The organism is Amycolatopsis tucumanensis (assembly GCF_021654135.1).
GTDB lineage: Bacteria > Actinomycetota > Actinomycetes > Mycobacteriales > Pseudonocardiaceae > Amycolatopsis_E > Amycolatopsis_E tucumanensis.
The window spans coordinates 1-1,609 of record NZ_JAKGSD010000128.1; the positions used below are offsets into that span (position 1 = coordinate 1).

General features: G+C 68.4%; 1 protein-coding gene and 1 pseudogene. Both read right to left on the bottom strand.

Going from position 1 to position 1,609, the window contains the following annotated elements; genetic code table 11:
* Positions 1–83 precede the first annotated feature (83 nt).
* Positions 84–575 carry a transposase gene (locus tag L2C96_RS44920; protein ID WP_272884126.1) on the bottom strand — a complete coding sequence of 164 codons (492 nt, stop codon included), beginning with the start codon at positions 573–575 and terminating at the stop codon, positions 84–86.
* A gap of 331 nt (positions 576–906) precedes the next feature.
* A pseudogene (locus tag L2C96_RS44925) lies at positions 907–1,280 on the bottom strand (IS110 family transposase); the annotation flags it as partial.
* Positions 1,281–1,609: the final 329 nt, after the last annotated feature.

The window sequence follows — 1,609 nt, forward strand, 5'->3', positions numbered from 1 at the left end:
CTGGGGGCATCAGTCATACCGAACCTGGCGACCACAGCTCCTTGATCAGGAACCACGAAAAAGACCTCCGATCTTGCTAACTGTCAAGCAGCGACCGGTTCTGTGGGTGAAACGGACAGCGGGTGAAAGGCTTTGGTCTCGTCGTAGTTCTGTCCTGTTTGGAGGCAGTGGTAGAGCTGGCCGAGCATCCGGTTGAACAGGTGCCGCAGCGCGGTGGAGTGGCGGTCGCCGTGGTCGCGGCGGCGTCGGTAGTGGACTTTGGCGGGTTCGCAGTGGGTGGCGGCGATGAAGGCCCAGAGCCAGCCGACGGCGGCGAGGCGGTCGTTCTTGATCCGCCGGTAGGTGACGGAGATCGACCGCCCTGATGCGCGGGTGACGGGTGCGGATCCGGCGTAGGCCTTGAGCGCGCGGGCGTCGGCGAACCGGGAGCGGTCGTCGCCGATCTCGGCCAGCATGCGGGCGCCGGTGGAGTCGGCCAGGCCCGGGGAAGCTGGTGATGATCGCGTAGTCGGGGTGCTGGCGGAACGCGTCTGCGGCCGCCGCGCCGAGGTCGTCAACGCCGACGCAGGCGGCATCGAGCGAGGCGAGTAGTGCGAGGGCCTGGCGGCCGAAGGCGTCCTCGACGAGCCGGGGCTGGCGCAGCTGCGGTTCGCGCAGCGCCGCCTTGACGTCGGCGGCGGTCCGGTCGACGTAGCGGGTGCGGCCGGCGCGGCGCAGAGCCGCGGCAATGCGGGCCTTCGACAGCGCGGCCCCGAGCGCCGGGGTTGGTGCGATCGCGAGGATCGCTCGGGCGTCCGAGCTGGCGAGGTTCGTCGCGGACTTGCCGGCGAAGGCCTCGAGGAAGGTCGGGTAGTACTCGCGCAGCATCGCGCGCAGTTCGTTGCTGGCCTTGGTGCGGCGCCAGATCGCGTCCTGCTGGGCGCGGGCGAGCACGGCCACGGCCTGCGCCAGGTCGCTGTCAGCCGGGATGCGGCGATGCATGTGAGCGTCCACGCGCAGGATGTTCGCCAGAGTCATGGCGTCGGCGTGGTCGGATTTGGTCCGGGACACCGAGTGTCGCTCGCGATAACGGGCGACGGCCATCGGGTTGATCGCGAACACCGGGCGTCCGGTCGCCCGCAATGCGGCGACCAGCAGGCCCGGGGTGTTTCGATCGCGACCGGGATCGGGTCCTCGGCGGTGTCCCCGAGCTCGGTGAGCAGGTCGGCCAGCTCGGCGAAGCCGGAGACGTCCTCGTTGATCCTCTTTTTCGCCATCAGCTTGCCGTCAGCGTCGACCACGGCCAGGTCGTGATGGCCTTCGGCCCAGTCGATTCCGCAGAACAGTGTCAACCCACTACCTCCGGTCGTTCGGCATCCCTGCTGGTCAGAGACCCAACGAGAACGCGCAGCGCCCTAATGACGAGGCTCGATGGCCTTCCCTCCGATGAGCTGTTCGCGATCCCAGCAACCCGCACGGCAACCAGTCTTCGCGTCAGAGCTCACAGGCTCCCGAGAAACGGGGCATACACCGTGCGGACGGGCTCAAACCACGAGCACCAACCTGACCCAGCAAGATCGCGGTGGTGGTCCGACACGCCGAGCCCGCCGGTCTTGCATGAGGGCTCGAA